General features: G+C 68.0%; 10 protein-coding genes. 8 read left to right on the top strand and 2 right to left on the bottom strand.

The window, feature by feature from the left end; translation table 11 throughout:
• Positions 1–272: 272 nt before the first annotated feature.
• Positions 273–2,150 carry an AAA family ATPase gene (locus tag ABZS97_RS22270; protein WP_356140041.1) on the bottom strand — a complete coding sequence of 626 codons (1,878 nt, stop codon included), beginning with the start codon at positions 2,148–2,150 and terminating at the stop codon, positions 273–275.
• Positions 2,151–2,706: 556 nt separating this feature from the next.
• On the opposite strand from ABZS97_RS22270, the gene ABZS97_RS22265 reads away from it, so the two are divergent.
• Entirely contained in the window at positions 2,707–3,018 is a 312-nt protein-coding gene (locus tag ABZS97_RS22265) for a WhiB family transcriptional regulator (protein WP_356140040.1), read from the top strand.
• 552 nt (positions 3,019–3,570) lie between these two features.
• Here ABZS97_RS22265 and ABZS97_RS22260 read toward each other — a convergent pair.
• Positions 3,571–7,881 carry an AAA family ATPase gene (locus ABZS97_RS22260; protein ID WP_356140039.1) on the bottom strand — a complete coding sequence of 1,437 codons (4,311 nt, stop codon included), beginning with the start codon at positions 7,879–7,881 and terminating at the stop codon, positions 3,571–3,573.
• A 194-nt stretch (positions 7,882–8,075) separates the two neighbouring features.
• On the opposite strand from ABZS97_RS22260, the gene ABZS97_RS22255 reads away from it, so the two are divergent.
• The 7 genes from ABZS97_RS22255 (at position 8,076) to ABZS97_RS22225 (ending at position 18,489) form a co-directional block, all read left to right on the top strand.
• Positions 8,076–8,933, top strand: coding sequence for a hypothetical protein (locus ABZS97_RS22255; protein WP_356140038.1), 858 nt, complete (start codon positions 8,076–8,078; stop codon positions 8,931–8,933).
• 985 nt (positions 8,934–9,918) lie between these two features.
• Positions 9,919–11,163, top strand: coding sequence for a hypothetical protein (locus ABZS97_RS22250; RefSeq protein WP_356140037.1), 1,245 nt, complete (start codon positions 9,919–9,921; stop codon positions 11,161–11,163).
• Between the two features lie 109 nt (positions 11,164–11,272).
• Entirely contained in the window at positions 11,273–11,719 is a 447-nt protein-coding gene (locus ABZS97_RS22245; protein ID WP_356140036.1) for a hypothetical protein, read from the top strand.
• Between the two features lie 4 nt (positions 11,720–11,723).
• Positions 11,724–12,374 (top strand): hypothetical protein, encoded by a 651-nt coding sequence (locus ABZS97_RS22240; RefSeq protein ID WP_356140035.1) that lies wholly within the window; start codon positions 11,724–11,726, stop codon positions 12,372–12,374.
• Complete coding sequence (locus tag ABZS97_RS22235) at positions 12,371–15,442, top strand: hypothetical protein (protein ID WP_356140034.1); 3,072 nt, start codon at positions 12,371–12,373, stop codon at positions 15,440–15,442. Before ABZS97_RS22240 ends, ABZS97_RS22235 begins: the two co-directional genes overlap by 4 nt.
• Positions 15,435–16,844: a Wadjet anti-phage system protein JetD domain-containing protein gene (locus tag ABZS97_RS22230; protein WP_356140033.1), complete on the top strand. Its 1,410-nt coding sequence runs from the start codon at positions 15,435–15,437 to the stop codon at positions 16,842–16,844. The genes ABZS97_RS22235 and ABZS97_RS22230 overlap by 8 nt, the downstream gene beginning before the upstream one ends.
• Positions 16,845–18,057: 1,213 nt before the next feature.
• Positions 18,058–18,489, top strand: coding sequence for a DUF6292 family protein (locus ABZS97_RS22225; RefSeq protein WP_356140032.1), 432 nt, complete (start codon positions 18,058–18,060; stop codon positions 18,487–18,489).
• The last annotated feature ends 408 nt before the right edge of the window (positions 18,490–18,897 follow it).

Below are 18,897 nucleotides of genomic sequence, written 5' to 3'. Positions count from 1 at the left end.
AATGCTTGATTCCGCATTGTCGGAGGGGTGTGCGAGGCTGAGTTCACTGAGTCGGACATAGGAAGGCGGAAGGCGATGCGGACCCCCATCGTGCGCGTTCGGCATGCCACGTCACCCCCGCCCAGCGGCTGCCGCTGGTGCGGCGACCCGCAGGACAGCCACGGCTCGCAGTGGATCGCATCGGTCGGCATGCACACCTGGGCCGAACCCACACGGGAGCAGCGTCTGCAAAGGATGCGGGCCCGGCGTTCGGCGGCGCGGGCCTGACCTTTTCAGTCGTCCTCGTCCCACGGGTGCGGGCCGGCGTCTTCGGCGATGGAGATCGCCTTCTTGAACACGCTGTGCAGGGCTTCGGGGACATCGGAGGGCTTCTCGATGTATTCCATCAGGAAGCCGACGAGCTGCTCCTTCTTCGGCGGGGCATCCTCGGACCCGTTCCTGAACAGGGCGTGCAGGCTGTGACTGAACTTGGGCTCCCTGCGCAGGGCGTCGATCTCCTGCGCCGTCCAGACCCGGCCTTGCGCGGCCTCCTTATGGGGCCACTTGTCGTTGGCGACGCTCGCCCACAGTTCTCCGCTGAAGATGTCCTCGAACTCGTTCGGGTTCCCCAGGTAGATGCACTCCGCGGGCTTGAAGCCGTTGATGCTGAGACGGTCGTCGTTGAAGAACTTCTGCTTGTCGCGCTTGGAGTCCCGGTCGACGATGAAGGCAACGGTCCGCTTGTGTTCCTTGAGGAACTTGGCGAACTTGAGGGAACCGTCGTTGCCGCCGCACGACCACAAGGCGATGCCGGCTGACTGGATCGGATAGCCCATCGCGATGCGGAAGAGGCGGGGGAAGGCCGCGTACTCGGTGGGGCCCTCCACGCCGATGAAGCACTTCTCGTGCAGCAGCACGCTGTTGCGGAACCCGAGCGAGGCGGCCATGTTGGACATGAAACGGCGCACCTCCTTGTCCGTGCCCTGCGCCGTCAAGGACTGGATCTCTGCCTGGCCGTCGCTGCTGCCGAGGTGAACCACGTCCTGGATGTCCACCCCGTCGATCAGGTTCAGCGAGTGGGTCGCCACGATCACCGAGGAGTGGGAGGCCCGGGAGGACGTCTCGATCATCTTCATGATGCGCCGCTGGTGCTCGTAGTCCAGATGCGTGTCCGGCTCGTCGTAGGCGATCACGATGTCGCGCCGGGGCGGAGCCTCCTCGTCCGGCGTGGCTTCCGCGGTCTCCAGCAGATCTCGCGTGCTCTCCCACAGCGCCAGGGCGATGCGCCGGGAGCGGCCCGCTCCCGCTGACTTGAGCGGTACCTCCCGCTGCCCGTTGATGGACGCCGTCATCTCGATGGCGCCCACCGAGGGCTTGAACTGGATACGCGGTTGCAGGCTCAGGCTATCCAGGCCACAGCGCTTCTCGACCTGCTGGCGCAGTCTGTCCGCATCCGCCTTGAGGAGCTCACCGAACTCGTCCTCCAGCTCGGTGATCTTCTTGAGCGTGGACTCGTTCTTGGCGTGGTCGCGCAGCTTGGCGGTGAGGATGCTGCGCACGACCGTCTCCGGGGACTCCGCCGCGTCACCGCGGAAGTAGACCATGCCGGGCATGATGTCCTGGAGCTCGGCGGGCGCGGAGACCCACTCCATCACCGTGGCCAGGCCCGCCGCGTACTGCTGCAAAGGCTCAAGCCAGCTTGCCTTCACGGTGGTTCGGCCCGTGGCCCCCACTCCCACGCTCAAGGCGAGCTCCTTGAGGTCGGCCAGGCTCATGCCGTCCAGTGCCCGCAGACGGGCATCCCCGCACACCGGCAGTTTGGCCTCCAGGCCGGTCTTGCCGTCCGGCGTGAAGCGGCGCCGGATCAGCAGGGGCGAGGCGAAAGCGTGCTGTTGCGCCTCCTGGCCGGAGAGCTCGAACGCTCCTTCGACGCAAATCTCCTGGGCTTCGGGACGCGGCTGCACCTCGTCCGCTTCGCAGTCCCCGAAATGCGACAGGTCGCCGAAATGGATCTCGACCGCAGGCTCGTCGAGAAGGAAGGCGATGGCATCCAGCACAGCGGTCTTACCGCAGTCGTTGTGCCCGGTGAGAACCGTCTGCTTGCGGACGGGGATTCCCTGGATGTCGACAAGGGAACGGAAGCCCTTCACGCCGAGCTCAACTAGTTTCAACCGGTGCCGTCCCTGCAGTTCTCACTCCCACCCGGGCGTGTTCATCGCCGTTCAACACCCGTGTGAGGTCCCGTACATGCTGCTCCTTGCGTCACTCTAGCCGTCAGATTTCCCAGAGCGCATCGATTGCTGTGCGCAGCGCGCCACCTGGATGCACAGAGGGCGAACAGGCCGCATATCCCGCCCCACCGTGCTACGGACACGCGGTCACCTTCAAGAGATGCGTGCACCGGTGGGGTCAACCGAGCGCACCGCAACGGCGGCTGAGCCACAGGAAGCCAGGCCGTAGCGCCAGCCTTCCTGATCCGTGGAGTGCACACAAAGAGGCTCGTGATCATGACGCCTGCCAAGCGTCGGGCGATGCCCTCCGGGGTGCGCCGCCTCCTGGGCATCTCATAGCGCCAGTGCACGCAGGAAGCAAGCACCGATCACCCGAAGGTGTGACGCCGTGGGGCAGATGCAGGAACGGTCCTCTCAACGACGTAGTGTCATATGCCTGTTGCCTCGGGCCACGGGCAACTCTCGGGGCAGACCAGGGAGAGGACGGCATCACGGAATGGCGGAGACGGACTGGAGTGAGCAAGGGCTGTGCAGAACGGCTGACCCCGACGCCCTGTTCGTCGAAGGTGCCGCACAAAACCGCGCCAAAGCGCTGTGCAGCGGCTGCAGGGTCCGGACCGAGTGCCTCGCCTACGCCCTGGACCAGCGCATTGAATTCGGTGTGTGGGGAGGCATGACCGAGCGCGAACGCCGGGCTTTGCTGCGGCGCCGGCCGACGGTCACTTCCTGGCGGAGCCTGCTGGAAACGGCCCGCGTGGAGCACGGACGCCCCCGCGCCGTCACGGCCGCCGTCCGGCAGGCGAGTTGATCCGGCCCTGATAGAAATCCCCCTTCGGGGCGGAAGCGCGTTAGTCGGTTACTCCCGCCGCCCGTGTAACTCGTGCCAGCCTCCCTCACCAGCGGGTGCAGAGGCCGTCCAGGTCGGGAGTGAAGCTGCGGGCGATGAGGTCGGGCCGGGGCCTCGGCCGGCGGGTCGGGGATCGTCGTCAACTGGCGGCTCCGCCGCAAGGTGGCTGGCTCCTCGCGTTCGCTGGTCAGTCCGGCGCGCTCGCTTGCGTCGGCCTCGCCCTGGACAGGGGCGACATCTACCTGATGAGGCGCAACATGGCACCTGAGCAGACCCAGAATCTGTCGACCAAGTCTGACGACAAGGCCGACCTCGTCGACATGCCCGGCCTGGAATCCGCTACGTGGCTTTCAACACCAACGTCGCGTCCATACGAACCAGGGCCGTTCGCCAGACGATGGCCCAGGTCATCGACCGCGGCGAACTAGTTCCAACTGCCTGCGTCGGATGGCTGATGCGGCATGGCGGTGTCTGCTGGGCTATGCCGGGAAGCTCCGGTGATCGTTGGGGGCGTCAATCGAAATGTGCGTTGGATGACCATGTCAGGGCGGCCAGTCCTGCGGGACCGCCGATATGCAGCCGGTGGCCGGCCGTGGTGGTGTGCACCACGCTGGTGACCGGCGCTGCTGTGATGAGGGAGCCGGCAAGCCGTCCTGTGCGGGGTTCCCACAGGCGCAAGCCAGTTGCGGTCGCGGTGACCAGCAGACTCGCGCCATTGTCCTGCGCGAGGGGAATCATGGTGTACGTCGATGGAACCTCGAACTCATGCAGACACTCCCAGCTGCCCGGGTCCCACACAGACACTCGTCCGGAGGTGGCGATGGCCACCGCTGTCGGAGTGGAAGGCAGGGGAAGCGGGCAGACGGCACGCACGACGGCAGTCGGCACCATCAGAGGAACTTCCTGCATGATCTCCCCGGTGACAACGTCCCACACGGTGACTTTCCCTCGTCCCAGACCTGCGACGAGGCATTGACTTGGGGGAGAGGGCAGCGCCATCAGGTGTGTGACGGGAGTGCTCGTCGACAGCGCGGTGAACTGCTTCGACTGCAGGGCGAGCGTGTTGATCCCCCGGGAGTGGGCCAGGACCAGACAGGTTTGTCCATCGGGGAGTTGCACGCTGACACTGGCGTGGTAGCGGGAGTTGTCCGCGATGTGCTGGACGGTGTCAAACTGCGGTTCCCACCGGCAGATACGGCCACGCTGGCTGAAGACGAGGGCGGGGATGTCGCCCCGGCCGGGGACGACCTCCAAGAAGCCAAGAGGGCCTTGTGTGCCCAGACGGTACAGCGGCTGATGACTGACCGGATCCACGAGCGCCAGGTCCATGAGCGTGGAGACGGCCACCAGCTGACGGCCGTCTGCCACCTGTGCGGTCGCCATGCCGGGCGTGGTCACCGTGACTCCGAAAACCTCCGGGCGCGTGAAGGTGGGCTCAACCTGGTGCAGGAGGATGCCTTCGTCGCTGCTGGCGACCAACGCCACGGAAGCGCCCTGCACGCGCACGCCCGCCGCCCGTGCCCCGGCGCGGGAGAGGAATTGGGATACATGCCGAGGTCGTGGGCCCGACGCATCCCACACGGTGATCATTGCGCCGTCCCAAACTCCGAGGAGGGTGCGGCCACCGGGAACCGGGATCTCCAGCGCCTTTCCTCCCGGGGAAAACCCGCTGGCGAGCAGTCTGCCGTCGAAGGGGTCGAGAAGATCGACTTCCTGGGTTTTGCGGACCACGGCAAGAACGTCACCACCCCCCTCTGGGCCGGCAACGGCTACCAGCGAACGTACGGTTGTGGGCTTGAGGGCGACGGGCCGGGTCTGCCGGGTGCGCGGGTTGAACAGGAGCGGGGCGCCCTTGAGCCGCCTGAACAGTCTCCAGCGCTCCCCAGTTGCGTCCCGCACCCAGGCGCCTCCCGTGAAGACGAGTCGGTCTTCGGGCAGGGGGATACGCTCGTGTGTCTGCTCCGACGGGGCCCAGGCCAGCATCTCGCGCGAGGTGCCAACGGCCAGCAGCCAGCGATCGAACCCCTCCCGCAGCACGTGTACTTCGCGGGGCTGTGCCAGGGGCAGCCAGGCCAGCCGCTGTCCTGAGAGAGGGTCGAAAATGCCTGCGCCTTGCGAGGTGGCAGCAGCGAGGAAGGACCGGCCGCTGTTCCCGGCCAGGACGGCCAGGTCCCAGACGCTGGGGCAGCTGATCTGGACCAGTTGCTGCCCGCTGCTGTCCCAAATGTCGATACCGTGCCGGGTACCGGCCGCGATCAGCCCTCGCCCGTCCCGAGTGTTCCATGTGCACAGCGTGTGCACATGTCCTGCGGGGAATCCCACGACATTGCCGCCGGGCCTCCAGAGGACGGCCGTCGCAGTCAGCGCCGGGGCCTCCGCCCACGTCTCGGGTGGCTGGGGCACGCGAGCATCGTCGGAGAGTCCATGGCGGGTGAGCGCGGCGAGCTGGAATCGAATGCTGGCCTCGCGCGAGGCCACGTCCGTAGAGGCGTCCACGTACGGCTCGATGAGCCCCGCTGCGGTCAGAACACGACGGGATGGATCATCGACGGGGAGTGGGAGTCCCAGCCGGGTGCGCAGTGTTCCGGAGGTCTCCCGGGCGGCGAGGGACAGCGGCATGATCGCGTCGTCGAGCGCGTGACCGGCTTGGGCGTGGGCTGCGGTGTGACGCCGGACATAGGGATGCGGCGCCAGGGGGTCGGCCGCGCGGGCGAGTTGGGCGCATGCCTCGGCGATCGCTCGATGGACCTCCTGCGGTGACCGCAGGGCACCTCCTGCAGGCGCATCCAAGAGGGCTGCGCCTCCGTGGGGTTCAATCGTGAGAAGCGATTCGGGTTCGGACAGGAGCACCTCCACTACCCGCTGGTGGGCGGGCCGGTAGGTGACCCGGCCGTCCTCCTCGCCAACGGCGAGGTAACCGACGAGGCGGCTGTGGCGCACCGTGCGGATCACTTCATCGATTTCCCCGGCGGACGGTGCATCCGGGCCGATGACCGCAGCGGCCACCGCCGGCCATACCTCCGCCCACGGCAGCCCCGCGCCCTGGGCGAACGCGGTGGCACGCAGTACCGCCAGCAGCAGCCCAACGCTGATGTCCTGGTCCCTGGCTACCTGCCGCAGGTCGTTGCTGAGCAGTGCCGTCGTTCCGGCCTGCAACCGGCCGCGCCAGAGGGGATCGTGCACGTCCTGCCGGCCGATCGCGGACCTCAGCTGAGCCGCGGCCAATCGAGCATCGAGGAACGACGGCTCCACCGCCCGCGCGATCACCGCCGCCACCTCGGCTGCCGCCGCACCATGGCCGGCATACGCGCTGTCCTCGGCCGCCTGCAGCACCATCTCCCCATACGCGGTGATGTCAACGACGGTCTGCTGCCCGTCCGTGCGCAGCAGGTCCAGCGGCACGCGGCTCTCGCCCAGCCCCGCTTGCAACACGGTGTGCAGGAAACCCAGCAGCTGGTCGGCTACCGCATCCTGCAGCTTGCCGTCCCCGTCGTCCTGGGCCGAACTACGCATCCCCAGCACCATCCGCACCGCCGGCTCCCCGTTCGCGGCACGCAACCGGGCCAGCGGAGCGATCACGTCGGACAGGCACGCGGTGGGCTCCTGCGCCTCATCCAGCCCGTCGATCACGAGAGTTACCGGCTCCGGCGCATCGGCGCAGGCAGCGGCAACCTGGTCCAGTAGTGCCTGCAAAGGGAGTTCGTCACCAGCGGCTTCGGTGCCGAGGGCAGTCAGCAAATCCTCGATCAACGCCAGGGACGACTTTCCCCGCGCCAGCACAGCCGCGTCCACCGCACGCGGCCGCGGCCGCAGGGGTGAGGGGATCATCTCGACCATGTCCGGAAACCGGGAGATGAACAGCGGATCGCTCAGCGTGACCAGCCGGGCCAGCAGCGCCGACTTGCCCGAGCCGGCCGCCCCGGTCACCACCAGCACCCCCGCCCCGGCATGGACGAACTCCACCAGCGCCTGCATCAGCGTCTGGCGTCCGCTGAAATACCAGCCCGGGTCATCGTCATCGGTACGGCCCGAGGCGCGGGCCAGCCAGTACTGCGCCAGGGTGGATGCCGACAGCGACACCGGCTGCCGGGACGCCTCCACGACCTGTTCCTGCGGCTGATAGTGCGGGTTGGGCAGGCACTGGCTCGGCTCGTCACGGCGAGAGTCCGGCCACACCCACAGCGCCCGCAGCAGGCCGGGGTTCTCATCCCCGACCGTGTTGAGGAGCTTCTCCCATTCCTCGAACGACAGATGGGGCGCGGTAAAGCCGGCCGACTCATCCCTGGCCTTGTCCAGCGCCAGCTTCAGCAGCTCCGTGAACTCGCCCCGGTGCGGCTCCTGCTCGAAATCACCGCTGGTGATCACCGCGAGGGCCTTCAGGTCGCGCCGCTGCGCGCACAACTCCTCAAACAGCACCCCCAGTTCGCTTTTGAGGCTGCCGGCGAAACAGGAGTCGACGAGCACCAGCACGTGCTCCGCCTCGCTGTCCATGACCTGCGTGATCAGCTCGCTGGTGGGAAACGCGGTACCCAGCAGCCGGTCGGGGGAGGTGTGGCCGAAGGTCAGGTAATGGCGCCGGGACTGGCCCCGCAGGCCGTGCCCGGTAATGTAGACGACCAGCGCCTGGTCCCACTGCGCCTGCGCGAATTCCTGCTCGGTCAAAAACAGCCGCAAATCCTCCGGCTGCGTCAGCTCCTTGGGCCGTGCGAGCTCGAATCGCCGCTCCTCGTCCATCGCGGGATCGGCCAGCCAGCCGGTGATCGTCTCCACCTGCTGCTGGATCCCCGCAGTGAAGGCCTCATCCTCGGTGAAGTACTCGTCCACCGCAACGACCACCAGCCGCCGAGGCCACGGCGCCACCCCGTTCAACTACGCCCCCTCACACACACGTTGCCCAGCACTCTAACCACCCCGGCCAGACCGCAGCCGCGACGCGGCCGCCGCCTCGGCCGGATAGGATCCCGGCAGCCACCAGCCCCGCAGCCCGCGGGGAAGCAGGCCCCGGGGGAAAGATCAGCGTGCATATCGTCGGTATCCACGGCATCTGGCAGGGCAACACCAACGCCGTGAAACTCTCGGCCGACTGGGCCGGCGCCCTGACCAAGGGCCTGCGCACCTACCACGGGCCCGCCTGCCCCATCCCACCGATGACGGTGGCCTACTACGGAAACCTCTTCCGCACCCCGAGCCAACGCCTGGGCGCCCACGAGGACACCCCTCTCGTCGACGACACCGAACCCTTCACCGACGAGGAGGAGGCGTTCGTCCTTGACACTCTCGCTCTGTACACCCCACCCGGACTGGATCCCGAACAGCTCGAGACCGAAACCCTCGGCCTGGGCGTCCCCTACATCCCCCGACCCGTCGCCCGGGCCCTGGCTGCCGCCGACCACAAGATCGGCCGTGACATGGGCCGGCGCCTGCTGCGCTTCGTCCGCCAGGTCTACCGCTACCTGCACCACGACATCGGTGAACGCATCCGCGCCGAAGTCCGGACCGAACTGCACCGCCCCGGACCTCGTCTCGTCATCGCCCACTCCCTGGGCAGCATCATCGCCTTCGACATGCTCACCCGCGCCGACACCGGAGCCGGGCCCGACGGCCTGACCGCCCTGGTCACCTGCGGATCCCCCCTTGCCTGGCCCACCGTCCGCCATTCCCTAGGCCAGGACGGCCCCCTCCAACTGCCCTACGGCATCAGCTGGATGAACCTCCACGCCGCCGGCGACATCGTCGCCCAGAGCGGACTGGCACCCGTCGCTCCGGCCGTCCGCGACGAACTCGTCCACAACGGCATCGCCGAGCCGCACGCGGCTCTGCGTTACCTGGACAAGCAGCCGCTCGCCGACCTCATCGTGAAATCCGGCACCCCGTGAGCCCAAGCCGCCGCCCCCGCAAGACCACGTGACGAACCTGGTGACGCAGCACTGCCGACCTTTCGGATCGACTTCGCCCGCCGCGTCGATGCCGCTGGCGGAGACGTCACCGCTGCCGTCCACCCATGGCTGTTCGGTCCGAGACGGCGGCTCTCGTCCTCCGGACAGCACCCACGACGACGCTGGGCACCCCGGACCGTAAGGGCCTGTGGCTATCGGGCCTTCAGCGCCCTGCAGTCGGCGATCGCGGAGCTTTTAGAAGCGTTGCAACGTAGGCGGGCCGTTCGCACTGTGCTGCCTCGGCCGCCCTCGCCGCCCGCCAGGGCCTGGCCTTCACCGTCCGCCTCGCCAAGACCGGCTACCTGCACCCTCCGGCAGCCGCACCGACTCACCAGGCATCCGCCGCGACGTCATCCAGCGCGCCGCTCAGGCTCTGGCCGGTGCGGGCGTCGGGGAGCTCGGACGCTCGCTGGCGGCCGGTCGCCGCGGGCCGTGCCCGGCCTCAGACGCGTGCACCAACCGGTGAGCTCGACCAGGGCGGGCTGGGTCGCGTTCGCGGCATCCGCTGGCCTGGCCGAGTGCGTCATCAGGGCCAACCTCTCCGGCGCGGCGGACTTGCCCCGAGAAGAGGGCGCTGCGGCCACGGCGAGCAACTGCTGCAGGTACGCCGGCACCGGGCGATCGCGCTGCACTGCAGCTGGCTGCTCCCGTAGGGATGCGATCTCCGCGCCGGTGCCTTCCCGCAGTCGGCACGGATGGACGGCATTGGCTTGTGCCGGCCGGGTGGCGTCCGCGTGCTCCTGGGGCACCTCGGCGATCCCGGTGCGCCTGCCACACGCTCACTGCTGCGGCTGGGGCTGTGGAAGGACAAAGACAAGTTTTGTGGTTTCCGGGCCCTTTGGGCCCGGTAGCGGTCATGCTGGTCCGGGGACGCACGTGATGCGGGGTGGAGGGGTACTTGCCGGATCAGCCTGACTTGTTCTCTGTGCAGCAGGAGGACGACGCGGACGATCTAGAGCACATACCGCCATTCGTGGCGCCGGTCGCTGCTGCACCGAGCGCAGTGACACGCGATCCGGTGGCACTGCGCATCGCCGAGGCCGTCCGGGATGTGTTCGGCGACTTCGGCTCTGAACAGGGCCTGAGCCGCGCGGAGATCGCCCAGGCGTGCGCTGCAGTGGCCTCCGTCGACGAGTTCGATGCGAGGTTCCGGGTCTTCACCAAACTTCGCCTGCTGGAGTCGCTGCACGGCAAGGCCTACGACCAGCGCTATGTCTTCAATCCGACCAGCGGTGCAGCACTCTTGGTCTACGAGCGACTGGGGGAGGCCGGCGGCGTCCAGGAGATCACCATGCTGCTGGACCGGACCCGCGAAGGCCTCCTGAACGGCTCCCTGACCGAGGATCAATTGGCCGCCAAGATCGCCCAGGTCCGGAGGAGCCTGGCGAACTACACCAACCACCTGCTGCGGCTCGTGCGGACCAGGCCTATCGAAGAACTGCTCGGCCAGCGCCACCACCACGGCCACACCACATCGCTCGAGGAGGCGAAACACCTCGTCCACGCCATCGCCGAGCAGTACCCTGCACTGCGTCCCGCCGGAACCCGCCTGATCCAAGAAGCCCTGCGATACACGGCAGCCGTCCACGAGTTCTACGACCGACTCATGCAACAAGCCACCACCCGCCGCGACTTCAGCATGCTCCTTCCCGAGCAATATCTGACTGCGGCCCTACGTTCCTCCACTGACGCACTCGCGCAGGTGCTCGCCACGACCGTCTTCGATCCGCCTCACGTCCAGATCACCACGGGCCAGATCCTCACTGCCGCGGCCGATCACCAGCCCCCGCCACCGAGACAGCGCCTGCCGCGCCCTCCGGTGCAGCCGCCCGGCCCGGACCCGGTCGAGACCGCACGCGCCAAGGCCGCGCTCGCACGGCAGCGACGCGAGGCCACCGTGACCCTGCTCATGGCCGGAAAGGACGAAGCCGACGTCACCGCCGCCCTACGCGCCCTGCCCTGGCAAGCAGCAGTCAAGCACCTGGTCGACCTGCTGCGCGCCGCAGCCGACCCCGCCATCCCGTTCATGCTCGACATCTCCCGCGAGGTCATCGTGGACGCAGCAGGCCCGGTCACCTACGCCTCACCGGTGACCGTGTACCGCATGCCCGACAGCCCTCAAGATATGAACGACGACACCGAAGCCGCACCGCAGAGCCCCCATGAGTGACCCTTACCTGCTAGCGCGCGCCCGAGCACTGCGAACTGTTCCTGTCCCTGCAGACCGCACAGAACTCACCCAACTGCGCCGCGCCGTCGACGATGTGGAGCGCCGTCTGGTGGATGTCGCCACCCCCAACGGTATCCAGGAACTGATGACCGGCTGGGCCCCTGACGTGGAACCTGCAAGCGGCGCCCTGGGCGACAGCGACGTCCACCGCACCGCCTCGGCCGTCCGCCTTGTCACACTGGCTTGCTGTATCCGCCACTGCTGGCCCGACCCTAGCCAGCCGCTGTACCCGGGACAGCCCGCCGCGCAGGAGGACGTCATCGCCTCCCTGGCTCCTCTCCAGGACACCCTCGTCCCCCGGGAAGGCGTTGCCGTGTTGGGCCAGACCTCGCATTTCCTCACTGCCCTGCGGTTCCTGCGCGCCTGCGACTACCTCTCGGCGGACGTCGGCGACGGCATGATCCGTCTCGGACCCATGGTCGCGCTGTGGTCCGAGCGCGATGTGGCTGAACTCCGCAGCGGCTACGACGTCCTGCCCGCCTTGAGGAAAGGGTGAGCCGGTGGACGTACCGGCACTGGAAGCCCTGTCCCACAACCGGCGGTCCGATGTCCGAGCGGCGGTCTGCGCCGTGGAGACCGCCATGCTTCCTGTGCGGCCAGCGCACTATCGCGCCCTCGCGGAGACCCCGCTGCGGGTCGTGGTGGAACACGTCCTGGCCGCATCCGGACGCACTCTGCTCGTGGTTGGAGGCGGCTACCTCTCCGGTTACACCGACGAGATCAGACAACGCCTGGCGCACGAAGGAATCGGGGTCCTGCCGCGCGAGGACCGTGCTGTTCTCACCTTGATCCTGCTGTTCAGCGTCGCCATCCCCCGAGCGTCCGGCACTACCCTGCCCGACCAGCTGTGGACCCGGGGCACCCCCGTGCCCAGAGACCAGCTCAAAGGCTGCCGGGTGTCCGACGTAGTCCTCACCAGTGCGCTGCAGCGTCTCACCGACGCTGACCTGGTCCGCCGGACCAAAACCGGCTACGTCCTGGGCAATCAGTTCCTGCGTCTGACGCCGACCGTGGGCACCGAACTGTTCGAACGGTTGATCCTGCTGGCCGATCCCGACAGTCCCCTCGCCGAATCGATCCGTCGCCGCCACGCCCCCCGCGCCGTGCCCACGGCTACCGCTCCCGACCACGAGGTGCACGACACACCATGACCAGCCCGCCCGCGTCCGACCTGTCCCGGGGCATCGTCGGCGACCGCCAGCTCGTCGCCGTCCAGGCCTTCGACGTCGCACGGCTCACGGCACACGCCGTTCCGATCGTCCCGGAGACCTTCATCGCAGTCTCCGGTCTCGGCCCCAAGGACGACTCGAACGGCTCCGGCAAGACCAGCTTCCTCATCGCCGTCTCCCTACTACTGGCCGACCCGCAGTGGCGCCTGGAGACCAACGGCGGTCGGCACGCCAGCAGCATCCTGTTCCGCCCCGACGCAGCCGGCGTCGACCAAGCCCACCAAGCATCGCCGGTCACCCACGGCTACATCGTTGGGGTCTTCGCCCACCCTGACGACCCCGCCACCAGCCCCTTGACCGTATGGGTCCGCATAGCCACCACCGCCCCCTACCTGCAAGCCAACTGGACCGAAGGCCTGCACGTCGCCGACGCCCCCACTGACCACGAGCGCAGCATCCAGGCCGACGCCCTGTGGCGCGGGCTCCGTACACGCCAGATCCTCTCCGCCCGCGCCATGGCCGAGAAGCTCTACGGCACAGCCCCGCGCTGCCTCACCTACCTCGACACCGCCCTGCGTCCGCCCGTTCCCTCACTGCTCAGCCAGCAGCTGACCGAGATGGAGCCCCACGACATCGGCCGGTCCCTGATTGCCCTGTCGGGCATGACACCCCTGCTGGAGGAAGAAGACGACCTGCGCGGCCAGGCTCTGGAACACCAGATCGCACTCGACAAGGCCCAGACCGAGCACGCCCAGGCGCGGCTCGTAGAAGAAGAGGTGATGAGCGGCGTGCGCGCCCGCGAGGCCGCCCGCGTCTCCCTCCAATGCGGCCACGAGGCATGGCGACGCTACCTCGCAGCCTCCTACAGCGACGCCCACCAGAGCGACGAGCGCATCGCTGCGACCATGGAGGAAGAGGAGGAGGCCGCCGCGACAGCCGAAGCCCTGGTGCGGGACGCCGAGGACCAGTTGAAATCCCTCGGGTCCGCCGCGGAACTCGCCACTCAGGAACACGAAGCCCGCCAGACGTGGTCCGACGCCCAACAACTTTTCCGCGAACTGTGCGGCAAAGTAACGGAGTTGGCTACCAAGCAGACGCTGCTGCGCAGTCAGCGGACCACCCTCCTGCCCCAGGCGCAGGGCTGGGACGGCAGCGACTGCGCCACCGCGGCCACCTGCCTGGAGCAACGCCAACGCGAACACGCCAAGGCAGAGTTGCAACGCATCGAGGCCGAAGACAGCGTCACCCGCACCCGCAGACACCTGCACAACGTCGAACAGGGCCGCAGCGGTCAAGTCGGCCGCGCCATCGACCTGTTGAGCGAACACCGCGTTCCCGCGCACGGCCTACTCGACCAGCTCAACGTGGACGAAGCCGCCCGCCCCGAGTGGGAACCGCGTCTGGCGTCCTGGCAGGACGCGATCGTCGTCGAATCCGAGCATGAAGAGAAGGCCCGACGCCTTCTGCACACCGCTCTGCCCGGAGCACAGATCATCTCGTCCGACGTGAGGCAGGAACGCCTGCCGCAGGGCATTCACAGCACCCTGAAAGTGGCACGCTTCCTTGGCACCCTTCAAGAACGCCTGATCCTCTCGGCCGACGGCACTGCCGTCCGTGACCAGGCGCTGGCTCTGACCGTGACGGGCGGTTTCCCCACTCCGCTGGCCGGGCGCGAAGCTCTGCTCCGACAAGCACGCGTCGATCTCGCAGCCGCCCAGCAGCTCGCCATCGAGGCCACCGAAGCTGTGACCGCTGCCAGCGCTGCTCTCATCTTGGCCAAGGCTCAGCACGCGGCCGCCCAGGCCGCTGAAGAACTCGCGCGCCTTGGTATCCAGGAGAACGACCTTCAGACCAAATCTGACGAGTTTTCCAGCCGCGTCAACAACGCCGCGCGCGACGAACAGAAACTCCAGCAGACCTGGAAGGAGGCCGTGGCCCGGCACGCCTCCCACGAGCAGCTCCTCGCCAACGCAAAGCTCACACTGGAAGGGGCCGGCAAGGCGCTCAAGGAACGCCACCGCATCCTCGCGGCGCTTGAACGTCAGCGCAATCAAGCGGCCGCATCCCAGTGGCAGTTACAGTGGGCCAGCACCCTCGAAGACGCCGTCCACTTCCTGGACCAGGCATCGGAGCAGGTCCGTTCATCCCGGCCGGCGGCCCTGCGCCGACAAGCGGAGGACGGACTGCGCCGGGCCTATGAGCACTACGGCATCGACGGCACCCCAGGCGCGGACGTCGGCGAAGACCTCCGCACCGGTGAGAAAATGATGCGGACCTTCGCCGACACCGATCCCGCCAGCCTTCCCTCTCTCACCTTCGCCGACGTGGCAGCCCCGCTGGACAACCGCCTCGCCGGCCACCGGGACCAGGACGAGGTTGCCGCAGCGCGCGTCACCCACGACCAGCACGCCCGAGAGCAGGCGATCACAGAACTCACCAACGGGGTCGCCGCCAGCGCCCGCAACCTGGAAACCCTCCAGGACATGATTGAAAAGCACCTTGACGGCCTCTTCGCTCAGATCAGCGCCGCCTTCAACGACCTCGACCTGCGCAGCGAAGGCTACGGGGCCAAGCTCGAACACATCAGCGTCCGCCCCCAGGGGGCCGGTGACTGGCAGTGGCAGGTCATCCCGCGATGGAAACGCTCCCGCAGCGGCGGATACGTCCCCTACCGAGAGAATGCCAACAGCGCCCAGGTCAAGGTGCACGCCATCCTGCTCGTCCTCGCGGCGCTCCTCGCCGACTCCCAGACCCAGGGCAGAGTCCTGATCCTGGACGAACTCGGCAACAGCCTCGGAGAGGTCAACCGCAAGGACATGCTCGCCGCCCTGCGCGACGTCGCCCGCGACCAACACCTGACCATCCTCGGCACCTGCCAGGACAGCGTCCTTGCCGACGCCGCCGATGTCTGCGGGGAACTGCTGTGGTTCGTCCACGCATCAGCAGCCGACATCATCAACCAGCCCACCAGCGCATGGGCCTTCGACAGCAACGGAACCCGCACCCAACTCACCGAAGACTGGATCACCGCAGGACGCGCCCATGCCTGACCACACCCCCCGGCCTCCACTCCTCATCGGCGAAGCACACGGCCGCGAGACCGTTCCCTTGCGCAACCTGCCGCCAGGCATCATCGCCGTCACTCTGCCGCGCATCACCAAGGACGGCGACGACACCATCCACGTGCGCGTCCCCAGGGACCATCGACGACGCGTCAATCCCCGGCAGGTCGACCTTGTCGCCGCCCACCCCGTCAGCCCCTACGAGCCGCCGGCCACCCTGACCACCCGACAACTGATCAAAGTCCTGCAGACCAAGAGCACCAAGCGCTGGCCCACCATCCAAGCCGACCTCGGCGACAACGCCTGGCAGAGCGTGGTCGACCTCATCCGCTGCGGCGCCGTTGTCCTGCGCTGCGACGTCGTCAACGCCACCGGCTACAGCCCGCGGTCATGGACCCTGACCCAGTCATGGGCTGAACTCGCCGAGGACAAACTTGCCGAAATCCAAGGCCGCCAGCACCCCGAGGATCTGCACCGCGAGCTCCTTCACATCATGTCCGACATCCCTCAACTCGCCCATGAGCACGCGCTGCTGGCCAACACGCCTCTCGGCCGGATCCTGAAGATCCCCGAAGGCACCGCCACGCGAGCCGAGGACTGGCGCGTCTACGAGGTCGCCATCCGGGCCGCTGGCATCTGGTGGCCCGCACAAGGAAAACCCCGCAAGATCACCGCCAAGGAACTCGCCGGACGCAGCCTGCGCAACACCAAGAGCGCCTGGACCCCTGTCAGGCAACAGGCCTTCTCCAACCTGATCGGCATCCCCTTCGACCAGGCCGTCGACAAAGCCGACACCGAACTGCGCATCCGCGGTCCCCTTCAGTGGCGCGTCGGCACCGTCATCGCCGATGCGGGAGCCTGCCACCCTTGGCTCGCTCTTCCCGCCCGCGGTGTCCGCACCCTCGGCATGATCTCCTGCGACGCCCAGGGCATCTTCCTGATCGAGAACGAGGACACCTTCGAACAGGTCTGCAAGATCTCGGAGATCGCCGGCACCTGGCTGTGTATCTGGGGCAAGGGCTACGCAACCGACGGTCTGGCCGAGTTCCTCCGCAGCCTCGATGGGTTGCCTCTCGCGGCGTGGGGCGACCTCGACGCTCACGGCATCGGCAACCTCGCCGACCGCATCGGGCGGCCCATCACCCCCGTCGCGATGACCGTCGATCTTTACCGAGGCGGTACCAAGTACCACCAGGAGCCCACGAAACTGGAAGAGAACCGCAAGCTCGCCGCCCGGCTCGCGCACAAGGGCGTCCCGGTCCTGCGCGATCTGGCCGAAGAGATCGCTCGGACCGACGGGCACGGCTGCGAACAGGAGACGCTCTACGATGAAGTCCTGCCCACACTCCTGGGCCTGCTGGAAGCCGTGCGCAGGACTGTCGGTGCCTAGCCTGGCCTGCTGCAACGCGGCAGCATTCTTGCCGTGTCCCGGTTCTGCAGGCGCTCGAGGCTGCATTGGTGGTTGGTACGCGCCGCGGTTCAGGGGACCAGGACGTTGGGGGGGGCAGGGTCAGGTTGAGCTGGGGTAGGCGTGCGGCGTGCGCGCGCAGATAACGCGCTTCAGCGAGCATCACCGGGGTGAACACGCTGTCCCCGGGTGGGTGGGTCGCCAGACGGTGGTGCGCGCGGGCACCGGCCAGCAGTGGCTGCGCCCAGAGGGGGACAGCGTGCAGCTGGCACTGCCGGTGGTCGGGCGTGTGGCTCTTGATGGCGGAGACGTCTCCGGTGATGTCGAGGTCCCGTGTCCATCGAAGGTGGTCCGGGCTGCTGCCGGTGAACGCGAGCACGCTCAGCGCTCCCGCGATGAGCGGGTGGGCGATGGCCGTGAGAGCTGCAGTGTCCTCGGGTGCGACCTCGACCGCAGGAGCGGCTGGGCGCAACTGCACTGTCGCAGATGCTCCAGCACACGCGTGATCGGGCCGTGGCACCATCGGCGTTGACCGGGCAGGCCGCGGCCGGGCGGTCGGCTGTCCCGCCGCCGACGCGGCCACCGTGCCTGCGGCGGTCATTGATGGCGCCGGTGGGAAGAACGGGCGCGCCGGTATCGGTCCCGCTGCGTGGAGCACCGCTTCGAGGTGGTCCCGGCCGCTGATGCGGCGCTCCACCCGGGCCAGAGCTGGTGGGAGCTGGTGCGGGGCCGTCTGCCACAGCAGCGTCAGCTGGACCCCCGTCAGTTCGCGCCAGGCGAGCAGCTGGTCGACTCGTCGGGCCGTCAGCAGGTGGGTGCGGGTGACCAGTACGTGCCGTACCCCGGTTGCGGTGCTCCACGCGGCCGCGGCCAGCCATGCCGGGTTCACCGAGTCCAGCCAGACGTCGGGAGTGTCTGTCCCTGGAGCCAGACGCTTGCCGAGTGAGTACAGGATGTCGTGCGCGAGCGCGGCGGGGCTGTCCAGTGACGCGTTCGCCGTAGGGGGTTGTGCTGTCCGATCAGGTGCAGCACCCGGACGGCGGAGGATTCACGCGACCCGACCCCGTGCAGTGTGCTTCGGTTCCGACGGTGGCGTCGTACGAGACGAAGCCGATGCGGGCAGCCTCGACCGCAAGCGCTGGCGGAAGCAGGCCGCTGCCACCGGCGGGATCACGGTGGAGACGCGGGCCCGCCGGTGGTCCGTGGGCTGCCGTACTGGCCCTACGTCCAGGCCGTCGACGAGGCCCTCACCACACGCGGCATCCCGCCGGGCACGGTCCGGGCCAACCACACCAGCCTCGAACGTGGCATGACCATGTACACCGTGATGACGTGGGACGTCAGCCGGACCGGCGGCCACGGCGGCCTTCAGCTGCACTGGCAGGAACGCAAGGGCTGGTTCTACGCCCTGGCCGGGCTGAGCCAGTTCGACGTCCACTTCTACACTGTGCTCACGCCGCTCCGTACGCCCATGCCCACCCCCGAGGCGGTGGCCGACGTCGCTGAACACTTCCGCCGGATCACCGAAACCGAGTACGGGGACCAGTGGGAAGGCGACGGTGACGTACAGGTCGCCGCGAACGACATCCACGGCGCCGCGCTGTCCTGCGCCGTCTGGTCGAAATAGGTGGCACCGCCACCTACGACGACATCCAGACCCAGCGGGGGGAGGGGTTCGGGTGGAGCGCAGCGGAGCCCGTCACTGCAGGGGGCCGGTACCCGTCGGACCTAACGCTCCGTCACATTTGTTGCAGGGGTGGTGCCTGGGATTCCCAGACGCTACACAGGCCCGCACCCGATGCACCGTCCCTCGTGGCCAGCCTGGGGAGGCCCGCTTGCGGGACTCCTCCAATTCGCGCTTGCGCGAATTGTGTCATATTTTGAATTCCGCTTGCGGAATTCCATTCCCGCGCTTGCGCGGGAATATCGAATTGCGCTTGCGTAATTCGCGACTCTATGCAGCGCGCCAGCGCTGCATACGCCGGCCGAGGCCACGACCGGCTGCCGGTAGCTCAGGTAGCTGGTGAGCCGTGCG

The organism is Streptomyces sp. NPDC005485, from assembly GCF_040606085.1.
Taxonomy (GTDB): Bacteria; Actinomycetota; Actinomycetes; order Streptomycetales; family Streptomycetaceae; genus Streptomyces.
The sequence above is the reverse complement of the archived record's forward strand: the minus strand, read 5'-3'. Positions and strand labels throughout refer to the sequence as shown.

Excerpts from the sequence above, each read along its gene's own strand:
- ABZS97_RS22235 (WP_356140034.1), top strand. The coding sequence starts at position 12,371 with ATGACCAGCCCGCCCGCGTCCGACCTGTCCCGGGGCATCGTCGGCGAC.
- ABZS97_RS22230 (WP_356140033.1), top strand. The coding sequence starts at position 15,435 with ATGCCTGACCACACCCCCCGGCCTCCACTCCTCATCGGCGAAGCACAC.
- ABZS97_RS22265 (WP_356140040.1), top strand. The coding sequence starts at position 2,707 with ATGGCGGAGACGGACTGGAGTGAGCAAGGGCTGTGCAGAACGGCTGAC.